Below are 26,233 nucleotides of genomic sequence, written 5' to 3' on the forward strand. Positions count from 1 at the left end.
GAAAAGGCCGCATGCGCGAGAGCGTATGCGGCCTTTGTTTTGTGCGGCGCCGGAATAGCAGAACGAGACGCGGGCGAGGGCGCCCGCCGACCTTCAATACGTCGGAACCGAAGGATCGACCTGACGCGACCACGCGTCGATGCCGCCGTACAGATTGAAGATATTCGTGAAGCCGCGCGATTCGAGGAACATGCCGACCTGGGCGCTGCGCGCGCCGTGGTGGCAGATACAAACGATCTGCGCGTCGTCTTCCAGTTCCTCGCTGCGCGCGGGAATGTCGCGCATCGGAATGGACACGACGTTCTCCATCTTCGCGGTTTGCAGTTCCCACGGCTCGCGCACGTCGAGCAAAACGGGAGCGGGGCGGGAAGAATCCGCGAGCCACGCGGCGAGTTCGGATGCGGTCAGGTTTTGCATGGAATACCGGGCGCGGAAGATGTGGGCGAAGCGGACGCCGGGCGCGGGGAAGCCCGGCGGCCCGGCGGCGAGAGTCGAACGCTCAGAACTTGAACGCCGGCGGATGCAGCGCGTTCTTCAGCGGCGCGACGAAAGTCTCGAACACGGCCGACACGCGAAACTGCTTCTCGTCGATGCGCGTGATGATTTGCGCTTCCATCACCGGAGCCGTGCCGACGAAGGCCGCGATGCGCCCGCCGATGTTCAGCAGCTCCAGAAACTCCTGCGGCATCACGGGCAGGCCGCCCGACACGCAGATCACGTCGAACGGCGCACCCTGGCTCCAGCCGCGCGCGCCGTCGCCGACGACCACTTCCGCATTCGTCACGCCGTTGGCCGCCAGATTCTGCTTCGCGAATTCGGCCAGTTCCGGCGAGATCTCGACGGTCGTCACGCTGCGGCCGCGATGCGCGAGGAGCGCGGCCATGTAGCCCGAGCCCGAGCCGATTTCGAGCACCGTCTCGCCCTTGTGCACCGTCAGTTCTTGCAGAATGCGCGCTTCGATCTTCGGGGCCAGCATGCGTTCGCCGCCCGGCAGCGGAATTTCGAGGTCCGCGAAAGCGATGTTGCGATAGGCGGCGGGAACGTAGTTCTCGCGCTTGACGATCGACAGCAGGTTGAGCACGTCCAGGTCCAGCACATCCCAGGGACGAATCTGTTGCTCGATCATGTTGAAACGCGCTTGCTCGATGTTCATGTTCTGTGTGCGTGTAGACGACAGGAAACCGGTGCCCCGAAGCACCGGCGCGAGCGGCCGGACGGGGCGGTTTGACTTCGCGATTGTAGCAAACGGACGGGTTTTCCCACCCGCCCTAATGCGGCAGGCGAATGTCCAGCTTGAACGTGGCGAGCCGCGCGACGAGGATGAACGCCGTCGAAAGCAGCACGTTGTAGATGGTGTCGACGTCCAGTTGTGCGAGGCCGAGATAGATCCAGCAGCCCGCGAACGCGCACACCGCGTACGGCCGCGAATCGCGCAGAATCAGCGGAATCTCGTTGCACAGCACGTCGCGCATGATGCCGCCGAAAACGCCGGTCGTGACGCCCATCATCGTCGCGGTGAACGCGGGCATCTGCGCATCGAGCGCGATGGACGTGCCCGACACGCTGAAGAGGCCGAGCCCGATTGCATCGGTAACGAGGAGCGCGCGCTGGTCGAACAGGCGCGAAGTCAGGCGCAGAAAAAGCGGCGCGAAGATCGCCATCGCGAAGATCGCGAGCACGTAATCCTGATGCTCGACCCAGTAGAACGGGCGGCGCGAGAGCAGCACGTCGCGCACCGTGCCGCCGCCGAACGCGGTCGCGAGCGCGACGAGAAAGGCGCCCACGGCGTCCAGCCGCCGCTTTCTTGCTTCGATGAGGCCGGAGAGCGCATACGCGAAGATCGCGAACGCCTCCATGATGGAAATGGCGAGGGTGAGTCTCGGATGCACGGTCGTTCAGTCAGCGGGTCTTGTCTTGGGGATGATTGTGATGCCGCGGCGTGCCGCCCGGCTGCAACAGGACGAGCACGGCGCCCGCGCCGCCGTCGTGCGGACGCGCCTGACAAAAGGCAATCACTTCCGCCTTTTGCGTGAGCCACGCGCGCACTTTGCCTTTGAGAATGGGTTCCTTGCCGATGGAGCCAAGTCCCTTGCCGTGAATCACGCGCAGGCAGCGCAGGCCGCGCTTCACCGATTCGCGGATGAATTCCGCCAGCGCCTCGCGCGCTTCTTCGCGCCGCATGCCGTGCAGATCGAGCTGCGCCTGCACGATCCACGCGCCGCGCCGCAGCTTTTTCACGACTTCCTGGCTGATGCCCGGCCGGCAATACGAGAGCGTCTCGTCGATATCGAGCAGGCTTTCCGGGTCGTACTCGTCGGAGAGCGCTTCCTGCAACACAGCTTCCTCGTCGCGGCGGCTTTGCAGCGGAAGCGGCGGCGGGGGCACGCGCGCCACGGTCATGCGCGGCGGCGTCTTGAGCGGCTCGATCTGGCCGATGGACCGGCGAAACTCGTCCGCGTGCGCGGCTGCTTCCCGTTCGGCGAGCGCCGCAGCGGCGCGTTCGGCGGCGCGCTTGTCGGCGTCGGCCTTCAGCGCGTCCTTCAGCCCGGCGAGGCCCGCGAGCCCGTCGCGCTTCACCGCATCCGATACATCGCGTGGAGCGGCGGCCGGCGGCTTTTCGACAGCGGCCGGGCGCGGCGTCTGCGGACGGCGAGGCTTCGGTTCGTTCGGGTGAGGATGATTTTTCGGCATCGTTCGGCCAGAAAGGTCGGCTGCGAGTGCAGCGGCGGATTGGATACGGCGTAGATCCGACGCAGCGCGCCGATTGTGCCACGGGCGCGGTCGTCGCCGAATGCGCCGGCGGGAAACAGCCTTCGACAATGCTGGAAACAAAAAACGGGCCGGCGGCGCGAACCGGGGCCCGTTTTTCGACGAAATGGTTCGTCAAGGGTGAAGGCGCGCCGCGCCCTCGTGCTTACCGATCCTTTTCGTGGCTCATCGAGTGCGGCGTCGGCGTCTCGTCGATGGCTTCGAGATAACGCTGCGCGTCGAGCGCGGCCATGCAGCCGGTTCCCGCGCTGGTGATGGCCTGGCGGTAGATGTGGTCCTGCACGTCGCCCGCGGCGAACACGCCGGGAATGCTCGTGGCCGTCGCGTTGCCGCTCGTGCCGCCCTTGGTGATGATGTAGCCGTTCTTCATCTCCACCTGACCCGCGAAGAGTTCGGTGTTCGGCTTGTGGCCGATCGCGACGAACACGCCTTGCAGCGGAATGTCCGTGGTTTCGCCGGTCTGCGTGTGCTTGACGCGCAGGCCCGTAACGCCGGATTCGTCGCCGGTCACTTCGTCGAGCACGTGATTCCACTTGATGTCGACGACGCCTTCCTTCTCCTTCGCGAGCAGGCGGTCAATCAGGATCGGCTCGGCGCGGAACTTGTCGCGGCGGTGAATGACCGTCACCTTCTTCGCGATGCCCGACAGATACAGCGCCTCTTCGACGGCCGTGTTGCCGCCGCCGATCACCGCGACTTCGCCGTTGCGATAGAAAAAGCCGTCGCAGGTCGCGCAGGCCGACACGCCTTTGCCCATGAACGCCTGTTCCGACGGATTGCCGAGATATTGCGCCGACGCGCCCGTCGCGATGATGAGCGAATCGCACGTATATTCGCCGGCGTCGCCGATCAGACGCAGCGGCCGCTCGTTGAGTTTCGCGGTGTGGATGTGATCGAAGACGATTTCCGTGTTGAACCGGCGCGCGTGCTCTTCCATGCGCTGCATCAGTTCCGGACCCTGCACGCCCGAGGGATCGCCCGGCCAGTTTTCCACGTCGGTCGTGGTCATCAACTGGCCGCCTTGCGCGAGGCCGGTGACGAGCAGCGGCGCCAGATTCGCCCGGGCCGCGTAAACAGCGGCGGAATAGCCGGCGGGGCCGGAACCGAGAATCAGCACTTTGGCGTGTTTGGGCGCGGGTTGCGGTGATGACATGATGGTGGTCCGTTATGGATGGTCGGATCGGCAGTGCATGCGCTCTGCTTCGCGCAGCAAGTTCGGCACCCGATGCGTGCCGCCGATGACCCGTAGTTGGATGCGAAACCTCGATTATAAAGGCCGCTGCGAAAGCGTTCCGAGTGAACCTTTCAATCGCTTTGATAGAGGCGCGTCGCAGATTCCACGCAGAAACGGGCGATGAGCGGCATGTGAGGAGTGTTACAGGTTGCAAGAACGCGGCCGTTTTTGCGCCTTTCACCGCAATGCAGCGTTTACAATAGGTCACCGTTCATGCGGCCCCGATCGAACCGACGAAGGCCGCGACAAGCGACACCGAATCAATGGCCAAAGCATCCTATTCCGCGAGCCCGCAGGCGTTGCCGCACCGCATGTCGCGGCTCTTCACCGAGATTCGCTGGATTCTCCAGGTCGCCCTCGGGCTCTTCCTCGTCATGGCGCTCATTTCGTACAGCCGGAAAGATCCGAGCTGGACGCACGCGGTGAGCGTCGATCGCATTTCCAACTGGGCCGGGCGCGTCGGCGCGTACACGTCGGACATTCTGCTGCTCGTGTTCGGGCTGTCGTCGTACTGGCTCGTCGTGCTGCTCGGGCGGCGCATCGTCGCGAATTACCGGCGGATCGCCGAGCCGGCGGCGCAGGCTTCGTCAGACGACGAAGACGCGCCGCGCGACCGCACGTGGCTTGCGCAAGCGTTCGCGTTCGTGCTCGTGCTGCTGGCGAGCGACGGCATCGAGGCGCTGCGCATGTGGTCGCTCAAGGTGCCGCTGCCGCGCGCGCCGGGCGGCGTGGTCGGCGACATGATCGCGCGTCACGTCTCGCATGCGCTCGGCTTCACGGGCGCGACGCTCTTCTTGCTGATTGCGCTCGCCATCGGTCTCTCGCTGTATTTCCGGTTCTCGTGGCTCTCGGTGTGCGAGAAGGTCGGCGAGGGCATTCTTAATGCGATCACCGGCGCGCAACTGCGCCGCGAAGCGGGCCGCGACCGCAAGCTCGGCGAGGAAGCTGCATCGAAGCGGGAAGGCAAGGTCGTGCGCTCGCGCGTGAAGCACGAGGATCACGAACCGGTCGTGATCGTGCCGCCGGTCGCCACGCCGCCGCGCTCCGAGCGCGTCGAGAAGGAAAAGCAGGTGCCGCTTTTTGCCGATCTGCCGGGCGATTCCACGTTGCCGGCCATCGCGTTGCTCGATCCGCCGCCGAAGACGCAGGAAACCATCGCCGCGGACACGCTCGAATACACGTCGCGCCTCATCGAAAAGAAGCTGAAGGACTTCGGCGTGGAGGTGAGCGTGGTGGCGGCGTATCCGGGGCCGGTCGTGACGCGCTATGAAATCGAGCCGGCGACGGGCGTGAAGGGCAGCCAGATCGTTGGACTCGCGAAGGATCTGGCGCGCTCGCTGTCGCTGGTGTCGATTCGCGTGGTCGAGACGATTCCCGGCAAGAACTACATGGCGCTCGAATTGCCGAATCAGCGCCGGCAGACGGTCAAGCTCTCCGAAATTCTCGGTTCCGAAGTCTACGCGGCGGCGGCCTCGCCGCTCACGATGGGCCTCGGCAAGGACATCGGCGGCAATCCGGTGTGCGCCGACCTCGCGAAAATGCCGCACTTGCTCGTTGCCGGCACGACGGGCTCGGGCAAGTCGGTCGGCATCAACGCGATGATCCTCTCGCTGCTCTACAAGGCGAGCGCGGAGCAGGTGCGCCTCATCCTGATCGATCCTAAGATGCTCGAAATGAGCGTCTACGAGGGCATTCCTCATCTGCTGTGCCCGGTCGTCACCGACATGCGGCAGGCCGGTCACGCGCTGAACTGGGCCGTCGCCGAGATGGAGCGCCGCTACAAGCTCATGAGCAAGATGGGCGTGCGCAATCTCGCGAGCTTCAACTCGAAGATCGACGAAGCGAAAAAGCGCGACGAGAAGATCCCGAACCCGTTCAGCCTCACGCCCGACGATCCCGAGCCGCTTACGCGCCTGCCGAATATCGTCGTGGTGATCGACGAACTCGCCGATCTGATGATGGTCGTCGGCAAGAAGGTGGAAGAACTGATCGCGCGTATCGCGCAAAAGGCGCGGGCGGCGGGCATCCATCTGATTCTCGCGACGCAGCGTCCTTCGGTAGACGTGATCACCGGCCTCATCAAGGCGAACGTGCCGACGCGCATGGCGTTCCAGGTGTCGTCGAAGATCGACTCGCGCACGATTCTCGATCAGCAAGGCGCCGAATCGCTGCTCGGCATGGGCGACATGCTTTATCTGCCGCCGGGGTCGGGCCTGCCGGTGCGCGTGCACGGGGCGTTCGTATCGGACGAGGAAGTGCATCGCGTGGTCGACAAGCTGAAGGAGCACGGCGAGCCGAACTACATCGAGGGCATTCTGGAAGGCGGGCTCGCGGGCGAGGGCGACGAAGGCGCGGCGGGCGCGGGCGGAACCGGCTCGACCGATGGCGAGTCCGATCCTTTGTACGATCAGGCGGTCGAGGTCGTGATCAAGAACCGGCGCGCGTCGATTTCGCTCGTGCAGCGGCACTTGCGCATCGGCTATAACCGCGCCGCGCGCCTTTTGGAACAGATGGAGAATTCGGGTCTCGTGTCCGCCATGTCGTCGAACGGCAACCGCGAGATCCTCACGCCCGCGCGCGAGTCGGAATAGCACGGGCGGTTACGGAAGGAGAACAACAGCATGAAGCAGTACACGGGGAAGAAGGCATTCGGCGCGGCGCTGCTGTCGGCGTCGATGTTGTTTGCGTCGCACGCATTCGCGAGCGGCACCGAGCAGTTGAAGCTGTTCGTGTCGCAGGTTCACGCGGCGCGCGGCGACTTCACGCAGCAGGAAGTCAAGGCGCCCGGCAAGGTCAACAACGGCGCGAGCAGCACTACCACGCCGACCAAGGGCGCGAGCTCGAGCGGCACGTTCATGTTCGCGCGGCCCGGCAAGTTCATCTGGTCGTACGAGAAGCCGTATTCGCAGTTGTTGCAGGCCGACGGCGACAAGCTCTACGTCTACGACAAAGACCTGAACCAGGTGACGGTGCGCAACCTCGGCGGCGCGCTCGGCGCCAGCCCTGCCGCCATCCTCTTCGGCAGCAACGATCTGGAGAAGAACTTCACGTTGCGCGATGCGGGCGTGAAGGGCGGCATCGACTGGCTCGAACTCACGCCGAAGGCGAAGGACACCCAGTTCCAGACGGTCGGCATCGGCTTCAAGGACGGCAATCTCGAAGCGATGGAGCTGCACGACGTATTCGGCAACGTGACCCTGCTCACGTTCTCGAACATCCAGAAGAATCCGCCGGTGAAGGCCGATACGTTCAAGTTCAACGTGCCGAAAGGCGCGGACGTCATCAACGGATGATGTCGCGGCGCGGCTCTTCGGAGCCGCGCATCGTTTGCGGCGCGTCTAGCGATATTCCGTGACGAGCGTCACGCGCATCGCTGACGGTGATCTGTTTTGCATCGACAACACTCCGCCCGCAGCGCCGACGCGGAATGCACCGTCGCTCGCTGCCGCAATGCGATGGCCGTTGCCGTCCACGAAGTCCGCGACCAAGGCATCCGGTTTCGCACGATGGTTGTCGACCATCAGCGAAACCGCGGCGTTGGGGGTGCTGTTCGGAAAAGCGTCGAACGCGACGGTCGCTGTTCGTCCGTGTTGCCTCAGCGTGGTCGATGCGCCTGCGTGCATGGCCGATGCCGCCGATATTGCGAACGGCGGCGACACAAGCGCGCCTCGGAACGTGATCGTGCCGCCCGGCATGGTGTACGCGTTCGCCGATAATGCGAAGCAGCCGGCCACGCCTGCCATCGCGATTCGCCAGCTTCCCGCTCCGCGCACCGTCATGTTGTTCATCGTGTTCCCCTTATTGGTTGTGTTGTCGCGGTTCGATGCCGCGCGCATCGGCGGATACGGTCTTACTCGATCCTTCAATGCGTCAGACGATAATAAGAGGACTCCGATCGATTCGACAATGACTTTTCGCTTGCGTCGTTGAAAAAAGCGCGATGCATGTCTTCTGCGCAGGCGTTGGATAGTTTCGACTGCTAACAAGCTGCAATCGTGACACGCAAGCGTCGCCGCCGGACTTGCGATGAAGGCGTCGACGACGCTTGTCAAACGCGACGCGACAGCGCTTGGGGTTCAGCGCCGCGAACGCAAAACGCAGCGCGCCCCGAGCACGTTTTCCACAACTTCTGTGCAACGCCCTGTGGAAAAGCGCCTGACAAGTCGGCTAGCGCCTTGATTCGCGAGCCGAATCCGCGCTCGCTGGCGTTGCGGTCACGAAGCGACCGCCGCCCGCCGCGTCGATACGAGCAGCAGATAGCACACCGCGCCGAGCGCCAGCGCCGGCAGCGTCGCGCCGAGGTTCGGCAACCACGCGTTGATGGCGTGATAGGCTGCGATGCCGACCGCCCACGCGATGAACGCGCTCACGTGCCAGCCGCCCGAGTAGCCATAGCGTCCGTCGAGACGGCCAACCGCGGCAGCATCCACCCGGCGCTTTCGCACGATGAAGTGATCCGCCAGCACGACGCCGAAAAGCGGCGCGAACACCGAGCCGATCAAGAGCAGGAAGTTCTGATACTTGCCCATCGCCACGACGAGCGCGACCAGCGTGCACAGCGCGCCGAACGCCGCCGACAATATCGGCACGCTCGCGCGCGACCAGAACGTCCCGGTGGACACGGCCGCCGAGTGAATGTCGGCGAAGGCGTTGTCGATTTCATCGATCAGAATCAGCAGCAGCGCCATGCCGCCGCCCGCCTGCGCGAGCGCGACCGTGAGCAGCGTGTCGCCGCCGCCCGCAGCCAGCCCATACACCGCGCCGAGCGCATAGAACCAGAGATTCGCGATGCCGTAGCCGAGCAGCGTGCCGCGAAACGTGCCGCTCGCGCTGCGGCCGAAGCGCGTGTAATCGGCGATGAGCGGCAGCCACGACAGCGGCATCGCCACCACGAGGTCGATGCCGGCGCCGAACGCCATTTCGCCGGTGCCGGGGCGCGCCATCAGCGCGGCGAGATCGTGCTTCGACAGCAGATTCCACGTCAGCCAGCCGGCCCCGCCGAGCAGGAGCCAGATGCCCCATGTGCGCAAAAAGCGCCGCACGAACGAAAGCGGCCCGCTCACCGCGAGCAGCGTCGCGAGCGCGCCGAAAAGGAGTGTCCAGACGGTCGGCATCGAGAGATGGAAGGATTGCTTCGCGAGCGCGTCGGCGGAGTCGCGCATCACGATGATCTCGAACGATCCCCAACCGACCAGTTGCACGGCATTGAGCACGGCGGGCACGGAGGCGCCCCGCACGCCGAGCGTCGGGCGCAGCGAGGACATGGCCGCGAGCCCGGTATCCGTGCCGACCACGCCCGCGAGCGCCAGCAGCACGACGCCGATTACCGTGCCGATGGCGATCGCCGCGAGCGCGTGCGGAAGCGAAAGGCCCGGCACGAGCAACGCGCCCGCCTGCGCGACGAGCAAGCCGATGCCGAGCGAGAACCACAGCGCGAAGGCGTCGCTCATGCCGAAGGCGCGGCGCTCGGAGGGCACAGGCACGAGCGGCGCGTAGGTGGAGGTGTTCTCTTGCTGCATCGAGGAAGTTTCCAAAGAGGTCGAAGGGGTCGGTTGGCGCGGCGCCGTTCGCGCACCGCGCGCGGCTGTCATAATCACCCGAATCGTGCGCGATTGTGCCTGCCGTCGCCGGGCTTGAAAACCAGGCCGAACGGCCGATGCCCAGCGCACGGTAGAAAGCGCAAGATTATCGCCGCCTGCGGATTCTGCGCGAGAGCCCGCCTCCATTGCTTCAATCGCCTGAAATTGCGTCCACAGCACATGTTCGAAGAAAACCGTGGCACCGTTCCGCTCGCGGAGCGCCTGCGTCCCCGCACCATCGACGAAGTCATCGGGCAGAAGCATCTGCTCGGGCCGAGCAAGCCGCTGCGCGTCGCGTTCGAGTCGGGCGAGGCGCACTCGATGATTCTGTGGGGCCCGCCCGGCGTCGGCAAGACCACGCTCGCGCGCCTCATGGCAGCGGCCTTCGACGCCGAGTTCATCTCGCTGTCGGCGGTGCTCTCCGGCGTGAAGGACATTCGCGAGGCGGTCGAGACCGCGCAGATTCATCGCGCGAACGGGCGGCAGACGCTCGTGTTCGTCGACGAGGTGCATCGCTTCAACAAAAGCCAGCAGGATGCGTTCTTGCCTCACGTCGAGTCCGGGCTTTTCGTGTTCGTCGGCGCGACGACGGAAAATCCGTCGTTCGAAGTGAACAGCGCGTTGTTGTCGCGCGCGGCCGTGTATGTGCTGAAGAGTCTCGACGCCGACGAGCTCAAGGAACTGCTCGACCGGGCGACGGCCGAACTCGGCGGACTGACGTTCACGGACGAAGCGCGCGAGGCGCTCGTCGGTTCGGCCGACGGCGACGGCCGCAAACTGCTGAACAATCTGGAGATCGTCGCCCGGGCGGCGGCGCAGCAGAAGAAAACCGAGGTGGACGGCGCGCTGCTCGGCAGCGCGCTCGCCGAAAATTTGCGCCGTTTCGACAAGGGCGGCGACGCGTTTTATGACCAGATCAGCGCGCTGCACAAGTCGGTGCGCGGCAGCAATCCGGACGCCGCGCTTTATTGGTTCTGCCGCATGCTCGACGGCGGCGCGGACCCGCGTTATCTCGTGCGGCGCATCGTGCGCATGGCGTGGGAGGACATCGGGCTCGCCGACCCGCGCGGCGCGCGCATCGCGCTCGACGCCGCCGAAACGTACGAGCGTCTCGGCACGCCGGAGGGCGAACTCGCGATTGCGCAGGCGCTCATTTATCTCGCCGTCGCGCCGAAGTCGAATGCGGGCTACAACGCGTACAACGAGGCGCGGCGTTTCGTCAGCCGGGACCAGTCGCGTGGCGTGCCGGTGCATCTGCGCAACGCGCCGACCAAGCTGATGAAAGAACTCGGCTACGGTCACGAGTACCGCTACGCGCACGACGAGCCGGACGCGTACGCCGCCGGCGAAACGTATCTGCCGGACGGCATGCGCGAACCGCACTGGTATCAGCCGACGCAGCGCGGCCTCGAAGGCAAGATCGGCGAAAAGCTCGCGCGGCTTTCCGAGCTCGACGAAGCCTGGCGCCGTGAGCATCCGGACCCTAAGAAGCGTTGAGCGTCGTTTCGCTGCGGCATGGGGCGCGTTTCGCGAAGCGATCCCGCGATGCCCGCGAACGCCCGAGCCCGTGCGCTAGAATCGGCGTTTCCGAATACTTAACAAACGCAGCCCCGCCATGCTCGACATTCAACTCCTCCGCAAAGACCTGGACGGCGTCGCGAAGCGCCTCGCCGATCGAGGCTACACGCTCGACGTCGCCGCCTTCGCCGCGCTCGAAGCCGAGCGCCGCGAGATTCAGACGCGCACCGAAGAACTGCAGGCGCGCCGCAACAGCCTGTCGAAGCAGATCGGCGCGATGAAGGGCCGCGGCGAGGACACGTCGGCGGTGATGGCGGAAGTCGGCGGCATCGGCGACACGATGAAGGAATCGGCGGCGAAGCTCGAAGACATCCAGAAGCGCCTGTCGGACCTCATGCTGACGGTGCCGAACCTGCCGCACGAAAGCGTGCCCGTCGGCCAGGACGAGACGCAGAACGTCGAAGTGCGGCGCTGGGGCGCGCCGCGCGCGTTCGACTTCGAGGTCAAGGACCACGTGGACGTCGGCGCGCCGCTCGGACTCGACTTCGAGACCGGCGCAAAGCTCTCTGGCGCGCGCTTCACGCTGTTGCGCGGGCCGATTGCACGGCTGCATCGCGCGCTCGCGCAGTTCATGATCGACACGCATACGGAACAGCACGGCTACACCGAGGCTTACACGCCGTACATCGTGAATCCGGAGATTCTGTACGGCACGGGCCAGTTGCCGAAATTCGCCGACGACATGTTCCGCGTGGAGAAGGGCGGCGACGAGAACACGGTCACGCAGTACCTCATTTCGACGTCCGAGATTTCGCTGACGAATACGGTGCGCGACAGCATTCTCGAAGCGAGCGCGCTGCCGGTGAAGCTGACGGCGCATTCGCCGTGCTTCCGCTCGGAGGCGGGTTCGTATGGTCGCGATACGCGCGGTCTCATTCGCCAGCATCAGTTCGACAAGGTGGAGATGGTGCAGGTCGTCGCGCCCGAACACTCGTACGCGGCGCTCGACGAGATGGTCGGCCAGGCCGAAGCCATTTTGCAGAAACTGGAACTGCCGTATCGCGTGATCACGCTCTGCACGGGCGACATGGGTTTCTCGGCAGCGAAGACGTTCGATCTGGAAGTGTGGCTGCCGGCGCAGAATACGTATCGCGAGATCTCGAGCTGCTCCAACACCGAGGCGTTTCAGGCGCGGCGCATGCAGGCGCGCTTTCGCAACGCGCAGAACAAGCCGGAGTTCGTGCACACGCTCAACGGCTCGGGGCTCGCGGTCGGCCGTACGCTCGTCGCGGTGCTGGAGAACTTCCAGAACGCGAATGGCTCCGTGACCATTCCGGCCGCGCTGCGTCCCTACATGGGCGGGGCGGAGCGCATTGAAGCGCCGGCTGCGTGATGTTTATTTGCAAAAAGGTGCTTGGAAACCTTTGGCGACTTCGATATACTTCGATTCTTCGTTGAGCAACGACCCGTTCAGCGAGGCCGGCAGCAGCAAGCTGGTAGACGGAAAGGTGGCAGAGTGGTCGAATGTACCTGACTCGAAATCAGGCGTACGGTTTCCCCGTACCGTGGGTTCGAATCCCACCCTTTCCGCCAAAATTCAAAACCCCGCAAGTCGTCAGGCTTGCGGGGTTTTTCCTTTTGGCGCAGCCGTTGAAACGCATGAATGCCATGCGTTCATCGTTCAACAGGCGGGCGCGCGTATCGTTTGAAGCGCCCTCAAACCGCGCAGCGCGCCACATCGAAGCGCAGTTCGGGCTCGGGCACGCCACCGTCGTCCGACGCGGCATGCTGCACCTTGACGATGGAGCCATAGCCCGACGGCGTCAGCGTCACGAGCCACGCGTTCGAGCCGACGAGAAGCTCTGTCGAGCCTTGATTGCGCGTCATCTGCGCCGACGGCAGCATGCGCTGAAGGCAACTGGATACATCCGACGCCGTGCGCGCCGAGGACACATAGATCACGGGTTTCGATGCCCGCAGTTCCGGGCCACTCGTCGATCCACACGCGGCGAGCGCCGCCGCAGCCGACGCCAGCACACAAGCCAAACTCAAGCGATACAAGCTCATAACGCTCCGTACAAAAAGTCGATTCGTCGCACTTGAACACAGACGAAGACGCATCGCAAGGGCAGCGATCGGGCAAGAGATGCAGCCCGAAAGCAGCCGGCGACGAAAGCGGGAATGCTATCATCGGCCTGATTGTCCTCGTGCGCGGCGCGCGTCGAACGTTCGCGAACGGCGGCCCGGCGCCCGCATGCAGGCGGCACGAATCCATCCGCATCGCTCAATGGCCATCACGCTCAAGACCCCCGCCGACATCGAAAAGTTGCGCATCTCTGGCCGCATGGCCGCCGAAGTTCTCGCGATGATCGCCGAACACGTCCGCCCCGGCGTCACCACGGACGAACTCGACGCCATCTGCAACCGGTTCATCGTCAACGAACTCAAGGCCGTGCCGGCGAATGTGGGCTACATGGGCTTTCCGAAGACCGTCTGCACCTCGGTGAACCATGTGGTGTGCCACGGCATTCCGGGACCGAAGGAACTGAAAGACGGCGACATCATCAACATCGACGTCGCCATCATCAAGGACGGCTACTTCGGCGACACGAGCCGCATGTATTACGCGGGCACGCCCGGCAAGGAAGCGCGCCGCCTCACCGAGACGACCTACGAAGCCATGCTCGCAGGCATCCGCGAGGTGCGTCCGGGCGCGACGCTCGGCGATATCGGCTTCGCGATTCAGTCGGTCGCGCACCGCGAAGGCTTCTCGGTAGTGCGGGAGTACTGCGGCCACGGCATCGGGCGCGTGTATCACGAAGACCCGCAAGTGCTGCACTACGGCCAGAAGGGCGCCGGTCTGCGACTGAAGCCGGGCCTCGTCTTCACCATCGAGCCGATGATCAACGCGGGCCGCGCGGCCACGCAGCAATCGCGCGATGGCTGGACGGTGACCACCAAGGACCGGTCGTTGTCCGCGCAGTGGGAGCACATGGTCGTTGTCACCGACGACGGCTACGAGGTGCTCACGCCGTGGCCGGACGGCACCGGCGCTTATGAGACGCCGTGAGCGGCGCCTTTAGCCGCAACCTCTGCCGGCCTCGCGCGCCACGCGAACGATGTGCGCTGTAAGGCACTTTCCGACGAATTAGGAATTGACGGGTTCGCCCGTTCGGTTGAAGCTACGCCAATGGGCCATGTGTCCGAGCCGCTGCAAGCGTTCGAAGCACAGCCAGCAAGCCAGAGAGATAATTGCCCGCATGAGTCCCTCACTGACCGTCAGCCGCATTGCCGCGCAACAAGGTTCGGTTCTGCGCGAGCTTCGCACGGCGTCGCTGCGCGAAGCGCCCTACGCGTTCGGCGAGACGCTCGAAGATGCACTGCTCGTCGATCCCGCATCGTTCGATCAGACCGCCGCGCTGCACGCCAGCTCGCCGCGGCTCGCGACGTTTCTGCTGTACACCGAAGGTCATCCCGCGGGGCTCGTGCATGCGTACATCGAGGAGAGCGGCGACAAGCGCGCGTTCGTGAGCGCGCTGTGGGTCGCGCCGGCCGTGCGTCATCTGCGCGGCGGTGAACTGCTCGTGAACGTCGCGTCGCAATGGCTCGCCGAGCAGGGCGTAGCCGAAGTGCATGCGTGGATCGCCGATGAGAACCGCACCGCGATGCGCTTCTACGAACGGCTCGGCTTCGGTCCCACGGGCGATCGCCGCGCCATGCCTCCGAGCGAGCAGGAAGCCGAATCGCTCTATGTGCGTCACGTGAAGCCCGGGCACGACGCCTGAGACTTTCGGGCGCATCTCGTCGCGCGTTCTTCCTTTCCAGCGGCTGCAAATCGGTCCTAAAAAATATGGCCGCGAGCGTGTACGCCTGTAAAATACGCAAAATTTTTGGCCGTTCCTATGTCGCTCAACAAAACGCCCTTCTTCGAACTGCGCAGCGGCTCCGTCGACACGCTTCTCTTCGTCGTCAAGACTCCAGACCTCGATGCCCTGCGCACCGAACTCACGCGGCGCTTCGAGGCGACTCCCGAATTCTTTGCTAACGATGTCGTCGCCATCGACGTGCGGCGTCTCGCGGCTTCGGACAATGGCGGCGAAGGCGAACGCATTTCTCTGGCGGAACTGGAGACGCTGCTCAAGAGCGTGCGCATGCGGCCGGTCGGCGTCGTCGCGCTGCCCGCGCAGACGTGGGCGATTCAATGGGCGAACTCGGGCGGCCTGCCGATTCTCGAAGCACGCGACCGCCGCGGCGCGCCGAAGCCATCGGTGGACGAAGCCAAGCCCAACACCGAAGCCGCAGCCGTCATCGAAGCGGCTGTCGCCAAGGAACCGCCTCCGGCCGTTCCACAACCGGCGACCATCATCGAACGGCCGCTGCGCTCCGGGCAGCAGGTCTACGCGAAGGGCGATCTCATCGTGCTCGGGCTTGTCTCGTACGGAGCCGAAGTCATCGCGGAAGGCAACATCCACGTCTATGCGCCGCTGCGGGGCCGCGCGCTCGCCGGCGTGCACGGCAATCTCGACGCGCGCATCTTCTGCACCTGTCTCGAACCGGAACTGATCTCTATCGCGGGGATCTACCGGACGACCGAGAACCCGCTGCCCGCCGACGTGGCGAGCAAGCCCGTGCAAATCTGGCTGGACGAAGAAAAACTCATGATCGAACCGCTGCGGCTGACCTGAAGCCGCGCGCCCGATGCGTTGGCGCGCGCTCATGCAGGAAGCGCAGGCGGACCCATTTGACGAACACAAGGTACTTGTATGGCAAAAATCATTGTGGTGACTTCGGGGAAGGGCGGCGTCGGCAAGACGACCACGAGCGCGAGCTTCGCATCGGCGCTCGCGATTCGCGGCCACAAGACGGCCGTGATCGACTTCGACGTCGGTCTGCGCAACCTCGACCTCATCATGGGCTGCGAACGCCGCGTGGTGTACGACCTCATCAACGTGATTCAGGGCGAGGCGAACCTGCGTCAGGCGCTCATCAAGGACAAGAAGTGCGAGAACCTCTACATCCTTCCGGCGTCTCAGACTCGTGACAAGGACGCGCTCACGCTGGAAGGCGTCGAGAAGGTCATCAACGAACTGATCAAGATGGACTTCGAGTACATCGTGTGCGATTCGCCGGCCGGTATCGAGTCGGGCGCGCTGATGGCCATGCACTTCGCCGACGAGGCGCTCATCGTGACGAATCCGGAAGTCTCGTCCGTGCGCGACTCGGACCGCATTCTCGGCATTCTCGCGTCGAAGACGAAGCGCGCGATGGAAGGCAAGGAGCCCGTGAAGGAGCATTTGCTCATCACGCGCTACAACCCGAAGCGCGTGTCCGAAGGCGAGATGCTGTCGCTCAACGACATTCAGGAGATTCTGCGCATCGAGCTGATCGGCGTGATCCCGGAATCGGAAGCGGTGCTGCATGCATCGAACCAGGGTTTGCCGGCGGTGCATCTGGACGGCACGGATGTCGCGGAAGCCTACAAGGACGTGGTGTCGCGTTTCCTCGGCGAGGACAAGGCGCTGCGCTTCACCGACTATCAGAAGCCTGGTCTGCTGCAACGCATCTTCGGCACCAAGTAAGGGGACGCAATGTCGATTCTTTCGTTTTTGCTGGGCGAGAAGAAGAAGTCCGCTTCGGTCGCGAAGGAACGCTTGCAGTTGATCATTGCGCACGAGCGCGCGGGTGGCAAAGCCGCCGCCGATTACCTGCCGGCGTTGCAACGAGAACTCGTTGCCGTGATTTCGAAATACGTGAAGATTTCCGATGACGATATTCGGGTGAGCCTCGAACGTCAGGACGATCTCGAAGTGCTGGAAGTCAAGATCGAGATCCCACAGGCCTAGTGCCGCCGTCGGTCCGCGCGGCGCTGGCTGTCGCGGACTCGCAAACGAAAAAGCCAGGATCGAGCGATCCTGGCTTTTTGTTTTGGCGCGCTATCGTTTGCGCGCGCTATTTCTGCGAAGCGGCGGCCTCTGTGGCGGCCTCTGTTTCCGGGTCCGGCACTTCGGGCGAAGGCGCGGCGGGATGCGCGAGCGGCGTCATGTAACGCTCCGACAGCGCCTCGTAGAGCGGCGGGGCGAACACGCGCGACACGCGGCTCGAAATAAGCGCGGTCGCCATCAGCGAGATGACGAGCGCGTGCCCGTTGATCATCTCCATCACGATCACGAACGCGGTGATCGGCGATTGCGTGACGGCGGCGAGATAGCCGACCATCGCGAGCGCGATCAGCATGGGCAACTGCATGTCCGAGAACACCATGTGCAGAACGTTGCCGAAGCCCGCGCCGATGGACAGCGACGGCGCGAAAATCCCGCCCGGAATGCCGGGCAGATACGAGCCGATCATCGAAACCATCTTCAGGAGCGGATAGAACGCCGACAGATGCTCGCGTCCTTCCAGCAGGCCGCGCGCTTCCGCGTAGCCGCTGCCGAAGGTGTTGCCGCCCGACACGATGCCGACCGCCGCGATCACGAGCCCGCATAGCGCGGCGAACGCGACCGGCTGCGACGCATGGAGCTTGCGCAACGGCGCTGGAATCCACTTGCTCGTGTTGAGCAGCAGCCAGCAGAACACGCCGCCCGCGATGCCGGTGACGATCGCCGTGACGACGACGGCCACGGCCAGCACCTTCGGAAAATGCGCGCCGACGTCGATGGTGCCGAAGTAGGTGTAGTTGCCGTTGAGCCCGAGCGCGACGATACCCGCGATGATGATGCCGGTAATGAGCACGCCGCTCGCGCGCACTTCGAAGCTGCGCGTGAGTTCCTCGATGGCGAACACGATGCCCGCGAGCGGCGTGTTGAACGCCGCGGACAATCCGGCCGCCGCGCCGGCGAGCACGAGCTGGCGTTCGATCAGCGAATTCGAGCGGGGATAGAAGCGCCGCATGTTGAACATGAGCGCCGCGCCGACCTGCACCGTCGGCCCTTCGCGACCGATGGTGAAGCCGCCGAGAATCGCGAGAAACGAAACGGCGATCTTGCTGGCGAGAATCTTGAGCGTGAGCAGCCGCCCGCCCGCCGCCGACGTCGGGCTATGCAGGACGGCGATGACCTGCGGAATGCCGCTGCCTTCCGAGCCGCGGAAGAACGCGCGCGTTAGAAGCACGCAGAGCGCGGCGACCGCGGGCGTCACGATGAGCGGCAGCCACGCATGTTCCGCGCGAAAGCCCATGAAGAGACCGTATCCCCAGTCGATGAGCCGCGCGTAATACACGGCGACGAGACCGACGAGAATCGCGCCCAGCCAGAAGATGCCGTAGCGGCGCCAGAGGCTGCGCGTTCGGCGCGTAGTGAGCGTTGAGAGGGAACGAAGCGCGCGGAGCATGCGAAGGCCGTCGGCAAAGCGCCGATTATAACGACGATCCCAAAACGCATTTCGCGTCCCCGGACCGATGACAGAAAGCAGGCGCGGAAAAAAGAACAGGCGCGAGGCTTTCGCCAGGCGCCCAGGAAACGCTCCTATCAATCAGGAGCGGAGAGGAGAAGAGAGCCGGGCGCGCCACAATGAGCGACGCGAACGGCAATTACAACCTCGGACCGCGCCCGCTCGCCAGAGTTCAGAGAAATCGAAAGTAGTCCACAAAAAATCAGGCTGTCAGCATTTCGAAAGCGACGACCGCCGCGATCGCGCCCAGGTTGGCGAGGAGCGCCTCGCATACGACGCCGCGCCACGTCGCGGGCCGAAACCTGATCGCGAGCAGCAACGCGACCGAGAGCGCGATGGCGATCATCGCGACGAGATGGGAGCTGGTCAGGTGGAGGGACATGATGTTCTCGATGCAAGTCCGTTGTTGTCCAGGATCGGTCGAACCGGGCGCGGCGAAACCGGCGAAAAAGCCATGTCGCCGCCAGCTTGCCGACCCTCTGCCGGTGTTACCTTGAAAGTACGTACCTGATTACGTTGCCACGGGAATTTTGTTTCGACGCTAGGTACAAACCCCGTATGCGCGCGATCGCTTCCGACAGGCGCGCCCGACCGCAGTCCGAGGAGCATTCGACAGATGACTTCCCCGCCGGCACGTTCGCTCGAAGTCGATTTCTTTCGGGGAATCGTGCTTCTGATCATCGCGGTGGACCACATATCGGGAAGCGTGCTGTCGCGCTTCACGCTGCATCAGTACGCCTTTTGCGATTCTGCGGAAGTGTTCGTCTTTCTGGGCGGTTACGCGTCGGCGGCGGCTTACACGGCGCTTGCGACGCGCCGGAGTGATTCAGCCGCTCGCCGTCGCTTTTTCCGGCGAAGCTGGGAAATCTACCGCGCGTATCTGCTGACGGCGGTCTTGATGCTCATCGGCGGGGCCCTGCTGATGCTGCTCCGCATCGATTCGCCGATGCTCCAGTACACCGAATGGCCGGCGTTTCTCGCCCGTCCGTTCAGCCTGCTCTTCGATGTCGCGCTGCTGCGGCAGCAGCCGTATCTGTCGTCGGTCCTGCCGATGTATTCGCTTTTCGCGCTCGCCGTGCCGGTCGTGGTGCCGCTCGCCGCGCGCAGGCCCGTCGTCGCCATGTTCGGCAGCCTTCTCCTTTGGCTCGCGGCCACGCCGCTTGCGAACGCGCTTCCGGCTTCCTATGCGCAGGCGTGGTCCTTCAATCCGTTCGCGTGGCAGTTGATGTTCGTGACCGGCGTGCTCGCGCGTGTGCAGCCGATCAGCGACGACTTTCACGCGGGCCGCGTCGCCCGGGCGCTGACTTGCCTGGCGGTTGCGTTCGCGCTGACTTTTGCTTTCGCGAAGCTCTTTCTCGAAACGCAGGCGCCGCCCGGATACATGAAGCAGAACCTTGCGACGCTGCGCATCGTGAGCTTCGGCGCAGTGGCCTGGATCATCGCGCGCGCGGTCTACGCGGGCTGGATCGGCACGCTCGCTCGTCGGTTTCCGGGCATCGTGACGGTCGGGCAGCAGGGACTCGTATGCTTCATCGCGGGCGCGGCGGTTTCGCTCCTGCTGGATTCGGCGTTGCGCGCGATGGGCGTCGAGAACCTCGGGCGGTATCCGTCGCACTGGCTGGCGGGGATCGTCGCGGATGCGATCGCCGTCGGCTTTCTGCTGTGGCTCGCGCGGTTCTGGGCGGAGCGCAAAGCGGCGAGAGCAGCCAAGGCGGCGCGCGTCGGGCACGCGACAGCGCAGCCTCGTGCCGCCATGAATCGACGGCCCGTTCCCGCGCATGCGGTCAAACGGTGCGATCGGTGAGCGCGGCCGTGCGTGGCCGCTCGTCGTCGTCGCGGGGACTGGCGGGATGTCCCCGATACGGCGACTACGAGCGACCGAGCCGTTTTCATTCGGGTACGTCTTTGCGCTGACGAGCGCGCCACCTAAGACACCGCGACGGTACCCGAACGCTTCTCAATGATTGCTGGGCAGGCCGGCCGTTCGCGATTCAGCGCGTCATCGCACGCACGCGCGCGCCTGCGGCGCCCTCATTCCATCACGATGTCGCGCGTCTCCCGCATGGCGAGCACCGCAAGCAGGCTGACCGCCGCTGCCGCCGACACGTACCCGCCGACCCACGCCAGCCCGCCGCGATTGGCGAGCAATTGCGCGATATACGGCGCGACCGACGCGCCCAGAATCCCGCCGAGGTTGTAGGCGACGCCCGCCCCGGTGTAGCGCACGTTCGTCGGGAAAAGCTCGGGAAGGAGCGCGCCCATCGGTGCGAACGTCGCGCCCATCAGGAACAGCTCGATTGTGAGAAAGAGCGCCACGTAAGCCGTATTGCCGCTGCCGAGCAGCGGAGACATCGCGAAACCGGACAGAATCGCCGCGATGCAACTCACGATCAGCACCGGCTTGCGGCCGAACCGGTCGCTGGCGATGGCCGAGATCGGCGTGGCGATCGCCATGAACAGCACCGCGAAGCAGAGCAGGCCGAGGAACTTCTCGCGCGAAAAGTGCAGCGTTGCGACGCCATACGACAACGAAAACACCGTCGAGATGTAAAAGAGCGTGTAGCAGACGACCATCGCGAGCGCGCCCAGCAGCGTCGGCGCGAGATAGCGGCTGAACAGCGTCGCAATCGGCACCTTCACGCGCTCGTGACGCTCCAGCGCGGCGCGAAACGCGGGCGTCTCGGCAATTTTCAGTCGCACGTAGAGGCCGAGCGCCACCAGCACCGCGCTGACGAGAAACGGCACGCGCCAGCCCCAGCTGCGAAACTGCTCGTCCGACAGCGAGAGCGCGAGGCCGAAGAAGAGACCGTTCGACGCCAGAAATCCGACCGACGGCCCGAGTTGCGGGAACATCCCGAACAGGCCGCGCTTGCCTTGCGGCGCGTATTCGGTGGCGAGCAGCGCCGCGCCGCCCCATTCGCCGCCGAGCCCGATGCCCTGCCCGAAGCGCAGGATGCACAGCAGCACGGGCGCTAGGCTGCCAATCGACGCGTAGCCGGGAACGAAGCCGATGAGCGTCGTTGAGAGACCCATCACCAGCAACGACGCGACGAGCGTCGATTTGCGGCCGACGCGGTCGCCGAAATGCCCGAACAGGAACGAGCCGACCGGCCGCGCGAGAAAAGCGATGCCGAAGGTCACGAACGCGGACAACGCCTGTGCGGCGGGCGACCCGTGCGGAAAGAACACCGGCCCGATGACGAGCGCGGCGGCGGTCGCGTAGACGTAGAAGTCGTAGAACTCGATCGCGGTGCCGATGAAACTCGCGAAGATCACGCGCGACGTGCTTTGGGCTTTGTCGCCGGGCTTGGCGGCGGAAAGCGAGGGTGATGACATGCTGTCTCCGTTTATAGCGTTGTAGTGTCTTTTGCTGCGCTCGCACTCGCGGGACGTGCCCGATGGGCGCTGCGTCGCGCGTGTGGGAAATCGGGCGCGATGGCTCGGGCTCGCGCGAGGCGTGGTGCGCGAGGCAGGCGCGGGCGGCCATGCTTGGAGGCGCTTCGCACGGCGCGCGGGGTAAGCGCGTGGCGAAGGCCGGGCCGGTGTGGAACCGGCAAGGGATGCCAAAAATTATAACGATCGTGTCCGGCGAGCGCCAATCTGCACCAACGTACGCCGGTCCGCGCTAGTCGATGCTCGTCGCTTGCGGCGAGTGCGACGTCTGGAGCTGGAACTGTCCGTTGTCGTTGAACATCCATCCTTCGAACAACTCGACCTGGCCTTTGCCGTTCAGAAGGCGGGCGGGTGGCGCAGGCAGCGGGGCGGAACGGCGCAGGGAGGCGAGCGCGGTGGCTTCGGCTTCGTCGTCGCCGTTGGTCCGATACACCGACGATTGCACGAGACGCCCGCTACGGTCTACCGTGAACGCGACGAGCACGAAGGACCGCAGCATCGCCTGGGGCGTGCCATGCAGCACGAGCGACGGATTGCGCTCGAAGATTCTCTCCGCGATGCGCGCCTTGTACTGATCGAGCGTCAGCCCGGGCGCCGGCGACGGCGCGGCGGCGCGCGCCTGAACGACGCTCGGCGGCGGCGTGAACGTGCAGGCGGTCGTCGCGAGGATCAGCGCGATGCCGAGCCAGGCGGCGGCGATCCGAACGGGCGATGCAAACGTCGCGATCATGATTCGTGAGGACGAGTGGCGCGCGGGGCGATACTCAAATAGTAGCCGCTGCTGGAGCCGCCCGGTATTAGCGCTTTCCGGGTGCGCGTCTTGCTCCGCCACTCAGATACTTCGAACGTACAAGGAGGGAGCCATGACTGGTGAAACGAATCGTCCCGACGACGCGCAGCCTGCCGAACACAGCGATAACGAGAAAAGCAAGCTGCCCGAGCGTGACGATCAGGGGCGCAAGCAGGCGCCGCACGACAACCCGGGCCAGCAGCCCGGCGAGGGCGAGCCCCCCGTGGGTTGAGCGCGGTCGCGCGCCGGGCTAGTCGGAGTAGGGCTTGACGAGCTCGGCGCAATGCGGCGGCGACGTCGGACGCGTTGCTGCGCGCGTTTCGACGCAGCGGTAAACGCTGTTCGTCTTCTGCAGGATGTACGTGTTCTCGGGCGACGCCGGGCTGGGCGCGGGCGCGCTCGCGCTCGTCATCGCGACGATGGCGTAGCCGTTTTGGACGAGATCGAAAAGTGTGGCGTCGGCGCGGCGCCATTGGGCGTTAGGCAATGCGTCCGCCTGCGCCGACGCTTCGCCGCAGCAGGCAAGCGCCAACAGAAGGGGGATGCTGCGAGTGCGGTGCATCGGGAGGGTCTCCGCGCTGAGTCGTGAGCGCGGTTAGATGCGGTAGCGGGCGCGGCGTTCAATTGGTGCTGCGAACAGACCGTGGCGGCGAAAAAAAAGCCTCGCGCTCGGCGAGGCCCAAGCCAACCTACCATTGAAGGCTCCCGTCACGCGGATACGGGGGAACGCGTGAAGAAGCTTTGCGACGATACTTGGCAGGCGATTGCGGCGCAATGCGGTTTGTCTGAATGTTGAGGTAGCTCTTGATGCGGTCGACATTCGCGGAGCAACGCAAGCAAAGCGGCGCGCTTGCTCGTCAATTCTAGTGACACAGTTTCGCGGCTTCGCGGCATGCGCAATCTCTGACGCTCGAGGCGCTTCTGTATCGGTTGCCAGATGCCTGCCGCACCGGCAATCATCAAAGAGGGAACGCGGCCGCAGCTCAAAGGGCTTGCTTGATCCATAAGGTCGCGCCGGTCAGACCAAAGCGAAAGAGGCAGACCGTATCGCGCTGCCAGGGTCCATGCTCCGCGCCCAAGGATCGACTGAAAAGAGCGGAAACTAGAGAAGACGTGTCTCTTTCGGTCGTCATGCGGACAGATCTGATCACGGGATGATTCTCGCGTCATTGCTTTGTCACGTCGAAGCAAGAAGCGATACGCTGAGGCGTCGCTGAGTCGCCCATCTCCGCGGTGGATCCAGCAGTTGAAAAGAGCATCTGACGTGAACCCTAGCCTTTGTCGGGCGAAAAAGTCGAAGCGGCGTGTCACCGCACTTGCAAGAACCGTGGACCACTGTCCGCTAGGGAAAGCACTCGTGTTTCAGAAGAATGAGGAGACATGTCGTTTCCCGGGTGGGACCGACCCGCAAGCGGTTAAACTCTCGCGCGTCGCGCCGTGTTTTTCACGCGCGGCTCGGTTAGGAGGACGAGACAATGCGAAACGGCATCAGACCACGAAGGGGAGCTTTGACGGTGTTACGCCGTCAGGACGTCGAATACCGGACCGCTGACGAAAGGCAGCAGGCGAAGCATGCCGCGCGGGCCTTCCTCTCGAACAAACTCGACTGGAGCGGCGACGAGCAATTTCTGGAAGGGGCGCGCGGTCTTCTTGACATTAGCGAACCTGACGCGGCGAACCTGCGATGGAAGATCGAGCGCGCCATTGAAACGGGTGAGCTGGTGACCGTTCTAGACGCACCGATCAAGCCGGCCCCGGATCGCCCGCGCGGGGGCGGTCAATCCGACGGCGCGCCCCGTTCTCTCGCATCAGGGCCGACGTTCACGCCGTCGCAGCTTTTCAACCGCGCGGCAAGCGCATTGCCCGCCGTCACGTCGTTCGTTACGCCAGCGATGCGGCAGCTAACCGCTGCCGATGGCCCCGCCATATGGTTGGCCACTCCGGGCGACATCCTGCCGGACGGATCTATAGCAGCGCCGGTCCCGAAGTCCTTGTTCGCAGACGTACAGCCATTCGAGTATGTCGCCGATGACCTTAGCGGCGATATCGACGAACTCGCGGCCAGCACGAACAATCCGCGCTTTGCGGCAAAAATGCTTGGGTACTCAAGCCAGAAGTTCCGCGAGATGGTTCACCGCTTCAAATCCACGAACGGAATTGGCGCGGACGATGATTTGCTTTGGCACGACAACGGTGATGTTTATCTTGACGGCGATTACATCGACAACTTTCACGATTACCAGAACTGAGCGAGAGGCATGAATAAGAGTCCTCGGCTGGCCCATGCCAGCTTCATCATAACGGGCGATGGTGTCGTGCCCGATTTCTGGACGAGCTATTTCGGCGTGCAGCCCGCTATTGCGGTGAGAAAAGGTGATCCGATTCGAAGGGCGCGCGGGACGGTAACGGCGCAGCGCCGAACCGGCGTTTGGGGCGTCAGCAGTGAATCGGCAGTCGCTAGCGACCAACTTTCGCCGCATCTAAGATATCTGAAAAGCAGTCTTGGCCTTCCGCGTGCAGACCTTCGCGCGCTCGTCGAGCAGGCGGGCGCGAAAATGCGGTTCTTCTGCTTCTGGGTGAATGATTCCGGCGACCGAATTCCGGACGTGCCGCCCGATATTCAATCGATGATGGATGCACTCGGCGGAACCATTGAGATCGATGAGTACCAGTGAAAGATTCTCGCCGCTGCCTGCGGTGGAGTCGTCCGCGGCACGCGACGCCTGTATGGCCGTCGCGAATCTGATCGTGAGGCGGGCCAGAGCATGAACGCGCGCCGTTTGGCCTATGCGTCGTTTCAAAAATTCATCAAGACGTAAAGCCGCCTTTTCGGAGTGTCGCCTTCGACGACCGGAGCAAAGGGACAGCCCCGTTCAACCCAATTGGCCCGCAAGAGCGCCTTCTCGTGGCGCCAAGGAATCTGAAGCATTTCCAGCAACGGCATGGTGTCTAGCGACTACCTCTCGCCGCACCTGCGCTGTCTCGTCAGCCTTCTCGCTCTTCCTCGTGCCGATCTGCGCGCACAGATTGAGCGGCAACACGCGAAGGTTCGGTTCTTCCTGCGATTGGAACAGCGCGGACGGAAACCGAGTGCCCGACGTGCCGCCGGATATTCGAAGGATGGCTGACGCAGAGCGAATTCGATATTGATATTGACGAATATCGGTGACAGGGTCGGTCGACGCCTGCGGTAGTTCCGTCCGCCGGCGCCCCGGCGCGTGAACCTCGGTCAGGGGAGGCAAGCGCGGCCGCTCACCATGCCGGCGCGCGGTATTGCCGAAGGACATGCGAGTTCCCGTTGTCGAATGTAAGCAACGGATCGGCGTGTGCGTGTCCAGCGAAGCGCTCGAAATCGGCGGCGGCTTCAAACGCGCTTCGGGCTAAAAGCCTTATCTGACGGGCGTTTCGGGGATCGATTCAAACGGAAGGGGACCAGCGCGGACAGGAGATTGGCGGAGGCGGTGAGATTCGAACTCACGGAAGGATCGCTCCTTCGCCGGTTTTCAAGACCGGTGCCTTAAACCGCTCGGCCACACCTCCAGCAAGGCGCGTATTGTAGCG

General features: G+C 64.3%; 27 protein-coding genes and 2 tRNA genes. 15 read left to right on the forward strand and 14 right to left on the reverse strand.

Annotated features, from left to right (window positions below; all coding sequences use genetic code 11):
• Positions 1–93: 93 nt before the first annotated feature.
• The 5 genes from NCR37_RS03410 to trxB all read right to left on the reverse strand — a co-directional run bounded on the left by NCR37_RS03410 (position 94) and on the right by trxB (position 3,922).
• Complete coding sequence (locus NCR37_RS03410) at positions 94–417, reverse strand: rhodanese-like domain-containing protein (RefSeq protein WP_175939728.1); 324 nt, start codon at positions 415–417, stop codon at positions 94–96.
• A gap of 82 nt (positions 418–499) precedes the next feature.
• Positions 500–1,153, reverse strand: a complete 654-nt coding sequence (locus NCR37_RS03415) for a protein-L-isoaspartate O-methyltransferase family protein (protein ID WP_175939729.1) — start codon at positions 1,151–1,153, stop codon at positions 500–502.
• 115 nt (positions 1,154–1,268) lie between these two features.
• A complete protein-coding gene (locus tag NCR37_RS03420; protein ID WP_175939730.1) occupies positions 1,269–1,889 on the reverse strand; it encodes a trimeric intracellular cation channel family protein in 621 nt (206 codons plus the stop codon).
• A gap of 10 nt (positions 1,890–1,899) precedes the next feature.
• Complete coding sequence (locus NCR37_RS03425; protein ID WP_250471637.1) at positions 1,900–2,691, reverse strand: Smr/MutS family protein; 792 nt, start codon at positions 2,689–2,691, stop codon at positions 1,900–1,902.
• A gap of 223 nt (positions 2,692–2,914) precedes the next feature.
• Complete coding sequence (trxB, locus tag NCR37_RS03430; RefSeq protein ID WP_175939732.1) at positions 2,915–3,922, reverse strand: thioredoxin-disulfide reductase; 1,008 nt, start codon at positions 3,920–3,922, stop codon at positions 2,915–2,917.
• 344 nt (positions 3,923–4,266) lie between these two features.
• Here trxB and NCR37_RS03435 point away from each other — a divergent pair, with 344 nt between their 5' ends.
• From NCR37_RS03435 to NCR37_RS03445, 3 genes are read left to right on the forward strand one after another with little or no spacing between them, the layout of a single operon-like run.
• Entirely contained in the window at positions 4,267–6,594 is a 2,328-nt protein-coding gene (locus NCR37_RS03435) for a DNA translocase FtsK (protein ID WP_250471648.1), read from the forward strand.
• Between the two features lie 30 nt (positions 6,595–6,624).
• The gene (gene lolA, locus NCR37_RS03440) at positions 6,625–7,296 is read left to right on the forward strand and encodes an outer membrane lipoprotein chaperone LolA (RefSeq protein ID WP_250471649.1); all 672 of its coding nucleotides are present in this window, start codon (positions 6,625–6,627) and stop codon (positions 7,294–7,296) included.
• 58 nt (positions 7,297–7,354) lie between these two features.
• Positions 7,355–7,933 (forward strand): hypothetical protein, encoded by a 579-nt coding sequence (locus tag NCR37_RS03445; protein WP_250471651.1) that lies wholly within the window; start codon positions 7,355–7,357, stop codon positions 7,931–7,933.
• A gap of 284 nt (positions 7,934–8,217) precedes the next feature.
• Here the strand turns inward: NCR37_RS03445 and cytX are convergent, their stop codons facing one another.
• Entirely contained in the window at positions 8,218–9,522 is a 1,305-nt protein-coding gene (gene cytX / locus NCR37_RS03450) for a putative hydroxymethylpyrimidine transporter CytX (RefSeq protein ID WP_250471653.1), read from the reverse strand.
• A 240-nt stretch (positions 9,523–9,762) separates the two neighbouring features.
• Here cytX and NCR37_RS03455 point away from each other — a divergent pair, with 240 nt between their 5' ends.
• The 3 genes from NCR37_RS03455 (at position 9,763) to NCR37_RS03465 (ending at position 12,693) form a co-directional block, all read left to right on the forward strand.
• A complete protein-coding gene (locus NCR37_RS03455) occupies positions 9,763–11,079 on the forward strand; it encodes a replication-associated recombination protein A (protein ID WP_250471655.1) in 1,317 nt (438 codons plus the stop codon).
• A gap of 118 nt (positions 11,080–11,197) precedes the next feature.
• On the forward strand, positions 11,198–12,493 hold the full coding sequence (gene serS, locus NCR37_RS03460) for a serine--tRNA ligase (protein WP_250471657.1): 1,296 nt from the start codon (positions 11,198–11,200) through the stop codon (positions 12,491–12,493).
• Between the two features lie 109 nt (positions 12,494–12,602).
• A tRNA-Ser gene (locus NCR37_RS03465) sits at positions 12,603–12,693 on the forward strand.
• Between the two features lie 123 nt (positions 12,694–12,816).
• On the opposite strand, the gene NCR37_RS03470 is transcribed toward NCR37_RS03465, so the two are convergent.
• Positions 12,817–13,167, reverse strand: a complete 351-nt coding sequence (locus NCR37_RS03470; protein ID WP_250471659.1) for a hypothetical protein — start codon at positions 13,165–13,167, stop codon at positions 12,817–12,819.
• A gap of 220 nt (positions 13,168–13,387) precedes the next feature.
• Here NCR37_RS03470 and map point away from each other — a divergent pair, with 220 nt between their 5' ends.
• The 5 genes from map (at position 13,388) to minE (ending at position 16,943) form a co-directional block, all read left to right on the forward strand.
• Entirely contained in the window at positions 13,388–14,170 is a 783-nt protein-coding gene (gene map / locus NCR37_RS03475) for a type I methionyl aminopeptidase (RefSeq protein ID WP_250471661.1), read from the forward strand.
• A 190-nt stretch (positions 14,171–14,360) separates the two neighbouring features.
• A complete protein-coding gene (locus NCR37_RS03480) occupies positions 14,361–14,885 on the forward strand; it encodes a GNAT family N-acetyltransferase (protein ID WP_250471663.1) in 525 nt (174 codons plus the stop codon).
• Between the two features lie 117 nt (positions 14,886–15,002).
• Positions 15,003–15,785 carry a septum site-determining protein MinC gene (gene minC / locus NCR37_RS03485; protein WP_250471665.1) on the forward strand — a complete coding sequence of 261 codons (783 nt, stop codon included), beginning with the start codon at positions 15,003–15,005 and terminating at the stop codon, positions 15,783–15,785.
• Between the two features lie 78 nt (positions 15,786–15,863).
• Positions 15,864–16,679, forward strand: coding sequence for a septum site-determining protein MinD (minD, locus tag NCR37_RS03490; protein ID WP_250471667.1), 816 nt, complete (start codon positions 15,864–15,866; stop codon positions 16,677–16,679).
• 9 nt (positions 16,680–16,688) lie between these two features.
• On the forward strand, positions 16,689–16,943 hold the full coding sequence (gene minE, locus NCR37_RS03495) for a cell division topological specificity factor MinE (protein WP_106855712.1): 255 nt from the start codon (positions 16,689–16,691) through the stop codon (positions 16,941–16,943).
• A gap of 106 nt (positions 16,944–17,049) precedes the next feature.
• On the opposite strand, the gene NCR37_RS03500 is transcribed toward minE, so the two are convergent.
• A complete protein-coding gene (locus NCR37_RS03500; protein WP_250471669.1) occupies positions 17,050–18,429 on the reverse strand; it encodes a chloride channel protein in 1,380 nt (459 codons plus the stop codon).
• 262 nt (positions 18,430–18,691) lie between these two features.
• Positions 18,692–18,871 carry a hypothetical protein gene (locus tag NCR37_RS03505; protein WP_250471671.1) on the reverse strand — a complete coding sequence of 60 codons (180 nt, stop codon included), beginning with the start codon at positions 18,869–18,871 and terminating at the stop codon, positions 18,692–18,694.
• Positions 18,872–19,105: 234 nt separating this feature from the next.
• Here NCR37_RS03505 and opgC point away from each other — a divergent pair, with 234 nt between their 5' ends.
• A complete protein-coding gene (gene opgC / locus NCR37_RS03510; protein ID WP_250471673.1) occupies positions 19,106–20,293 on the forward strand; it encodes an OpgC domain-containing protein in 1,188 nt (395 codons plus the stop codon).
• A 227-nt stretch (positions 20,294–20,520) separates the two neighbouring features.
• Here the strand turns inward: opgC and NCR37_RS03515 are convergent, their stop codons facing one another.
• A complete protein-coding gene (locus tag NCR37_RS03515) occupies positions 20,521–21,825 on the reverse strand; it encodes an MFS transporter (RefSeq protein WP_248321584.1) in 1,305 nt (434 codons plus the stop codon).
• Positions 21,826–22,114: 289 nt separating this feature from the next.
• Positions 22,115–22,612 (reverse strand): TonB family protein, encoded by a 498-nt coding sequence (locus tag NCR37_RS03520; RefSeq protein ID WP_250471675.1) that lies wholly within the window; start codon positions 22,610–22,612, stop codon positions 22,115–22,117.
• Positions 22,613–22,745: 133 nt separating this feature from the next.
• Here NCR37_RS03520 and NCR37_RS03525 point away from each other — a divergent pair, with 133 nt between their 5' ends.
• Positions 22,746–22,904: a hypothetical protein gene (locus tag NCR37_RS03525; RefSeq protein WP_175939749.1), complete on the forward strand. Its 159-nt coding sequence runs from the start codon at positions 22,746–22,748 to the stop codon at positions 22,902–22,904.
• 18 nt (positions 22,905–22,922) lie between these two features.
• Here NCR37_RS03525 and NCR37_RS03530 read toward each other — a convergent pair whose 3' ends face one another.
• Positions 22,923–23,234, reverse strand: a complete 312-nt coding sequence (locus NCR37_RS03530) for a hypothetical protein (RefSeq protein ID WP_250471677.1) — start codon at positions 23,232–23,234, stop codon at positions 22,923–22,925.
• 913 nt (positions 23,235–24,147) lie between these two features.
• Here NCR37_RS03530 and NCR37_RS03535 point away from each other — a divergent pair.
• Complete coding sequence (locus tag NCR37_RS03535) at positions 24,148–24,921, forward strand: hypothetical protein (RefSeq protein ID WP_250471679.1); 774 nt, start codon at positions 24,148–24,150, stop codon at positions 24,919–24,921.
• A gap of 9 nt (positions 24,922–24,930) precedes the next feature.
• Positions 24,931–25,347 (forward strand): DUF4279 domain-containing protein, encoded by a 417-nt coding sequence (locus tag NCR37_RS03540; protein WP_250471681.1) that lies wholly within the window; start codon positions 24,931–24,933, stop codon positions 25,345–25,347.
• A 198-nt stretch (positions 25,348–25,545) separates the two neighbouring features.
• On the opposite strand, the gene NCR37_RS03545 is transcribed toward NCR37_RS03540, so the two are convergent.
• Together NCR37_RS03545 and NCR37_RS03550 are read right to left on the reverse strand one after the other, a co-directional pair.
• Positions 25,546–25,959: a hypothetical protein gene (locus tag NCR37_RS03545; RefSeq protein ID WP_250471682.1), complete on the reverse strand. Its 414-nt coding sequence runs from the start codon at positions 25,957–25,959 to the stop codon at positions 25,546–25,548.
• A gap of 163 nt (positions 25,960–26,122) precedes the next feature.
• Positions 26,123–26,212: transfer RNA gene (locus NCR37_RS03550), tRNA-Ser, on the reverse strand.
• Positions 26,213–26,233 lie beyond the last annotated feature (21 nt).

Source organism: Caballeronia sp. GAFFF1 (genome assembly GCF_023630705.1).
In the GTDB taxonomy this organism is placed as follows: domain Bacteria; phylum Pseudomonadota; class Gammaproteobacteria; order Burkholderiales; family Burkholderiaceae; genus Caballeronia.

Bases quoted from the DNA above. Each gene is read 5' to 3' on its own strand.
- NCR37_RS03480 (WP_250471663.1), top strand. From the start codon at position 14,361: ATGAGTCCCTCACTGACCGTCAGCCGCATTGCCGCGCAACAAGGTTCG.
- NCR37_RS03520 (WP_250471675.1), bottom strand. From the start codon at position 22,612: ATGATCGCGACGTTTGCATCGCCCGTTCGGATCGCCGCCGCCTGGCTC.
- cytX (WP_250471653.1), bottom strand. From the start codon at position 9,522: ATGCAGCAAGAGAACACCTCCACCTACGCGCCGCTCGTGCCTGTGCCC.
- NCR37_RS03535 (WP_250471679.1), top strand. From the start codon at position 24,148: ATGCGAAACGGCATCAGACCACGAAGGGGAGCTTTGACGGTGTTACGC.
- serS (WP_250471657.1), top strand. From the start codon at position 11,198: ATGCTCGACATTCAACTCCTCCGCAAAGACCTGGACGGCGTCGCGAAG.
- minE (WP_106855712.1), top strand. From the start codon at position 16,689: ATGTCGATTCTTTCGTTTTTGCTGGGCGAGAAGAAGAAGTCCGCTTCG.
- NCR37_RS03425 (WP_250471637.1), bottom strand. From the start codon at position 2,691: ATGCCGAAAAATCATCCTCACCCGAACGAACCGAAGCCTCGCCGTCCG.
- NCR37_RS03455 (WP_250471655.1), top strand. From the start codon at position 9,763: ATGTTCGAAGAAAACCGTGGCACCGTTCCGCTCGCGGAGCGCCTGCGT.
- map (WP_250471661.1), top strand. From the start codon at position 13,388: ATGGCCATCACGCTCAAGACCCCCGCCGACATCGAAAAGTTGCGCATC.
- minD (WP_250471667.1), top strand. From the start codon at position 15,864: ATGGCAAAAATCATTGTGGTGACTTCGGGGAAGGGCGGCGTCGGCAAG.
- NCR37_RS03500 (WP_250471669.1), bottom strand. From the start codon at position 18,429: ATGCTCCGCGCGCTTCGTTCCCTCTCAACGCTCACTACGCGCCGAACG.
- minC (WP_250471665.1), top strand. From the start codon at position 15,003: ATGTCGCTCAACAAAACGCCCTTCTTCGAACTGCGCAGCGGCTCCGTC.
- NCR37_RS03410 (WP_175939728.1), bottom strand. From the start codon at position 417: ATGCAAAACCTGACCGCATCCGAACTCGCCGCGTGGCTCGCGGATTCT.
- NCR37_RS03470 (WP_250471659.1), bottom strand. From the start codon at position 13,167: ATGAGCTTGTATCGCTTGAGTTTGGCTTGTGTGCTGGCGTCGGCTGCG.
- NCR37_RS03530 (WP_250471677.1), bottom strand. From the start codon at position 23,234: ATGCACCGCACTCGCAGCATCCCCCTTCTGTTGGCGCTTGCCTGCTGC.
- trxB (WP_175939732.1), bottom strand. From the start codon at position 3,922: ATGTCATCACCGCAACCCGCGCCCAAACACGCCAAAGTGCTGATTCTC.
- lolA (WP_250471649.1), top strand. From the start codon at position 6,625: ATGAAGCAGTACACGGGGAAGAAGGCATTCGGCGCGGCGCTGCTGTCG.
- NCR37_RS03540 (WP_250471681.1), top strand. From the start codon at position 24,931: ATGAATAAGAGTCCTCGGCTGGCCCATGCCAGCTTCATCATAACGGGC.
- NCR37_RS03525 (WP_175939749.1), top strand. From the start codon at position 22,746: ATGACTGGTGAAACGAATCGTCCCGACGACGCGCAGCCTGCCGAACAC.
- NCR37_RS03545 (WP_250471682.1), bottom strand. From the start codon at position 25,959: ATGTCCTTCGGCAATACCGCGCGCCGGCATGGTGAGCGGCCGCGCTTG.
- NCR37_RS03515 (WP_248321584.1), bottom strand. From the start codon at position 21,825: ATGTCATCACCCTCGCTTTCCGCCGCCAAGCCCGGCGACAAAGCCCAA.
- NCR37_RS03415 (WP_175939729.1), bottom strand. From the start codon at position 1,153: ATGAACATCGAGCAAGCGCGTTTCAACATGATCGAGCAACAGATTCGT.
- NCR37_RS03505 (WP_250471671.1), bottom strand. From the start codon at position 18,871: ATGTCCCTCCACCTGACCAGCTCCCATCTCGTCGCGATGATCGCCATC.
- NCR37_RS03435 (WP_250471648.1), top strand. From the start codon at position 4,267: ATGGCCAAAGCATCCTATTCCGCGAGCCCGCAGGCGTTGCCGCACCGC.
- opgC (WP_250471673.1), top strand. From the start codon at position 19,106: ATGACTTCCCCGCCGGCACGTTCGCTCGAAGTCGATTTCTTTCGGGGA.